Annotated in this window: 1 protein-coding gene; it reads left to right on the forward strand. The window is 65.1% G+C overall.

Annotated features, from left to right (window positions below; genetic code table 11):
• Nucleotides 1-278: SDR family NAD(P)-dependent oxidoreductase (locus R0J87_RS19815; protein ID WP_498888399.1), on the forward strand; the 278-nt coding region annotated here is incomplete at both ends.

Below are 278 nucleotides of genomic sequence, written 5' to 3' on the forward strand. Positions count from 1 at the left end.
GCCGCGATGGTCGCCGATCCGGGCACGCTCGCCTATGGATCGAGCAAGGCTGCGTTCGCACGCGCGACGCAAAGCATGGCCACGGAACTCGGCGCGGCGGGCATTCGCGTGAATGCGATTGCGCCCGGCGTGACGCGCACCGACATGTACGACCAGATGTCCGAAGCTGCCCGTGAAAAGTTGATTGCTTCGTCGGCGCTCAAGCGCGCGATCGAACCCCAGGACGTTGCCAACATGGCGCTGTTCCTCGCATCGGATCTGTCCGCCAGTGTGACCGG

It is taken from the genome of Halomonas sp. SIMBA_159 (assembly GCF_046536035.1).
Lineage (GTDB): Bacteria > Pseudomonadota > Gammaproteobacteria > Pseudomonadales > Halomonadaceae > Vreelandella > Vreelandella venusta_A.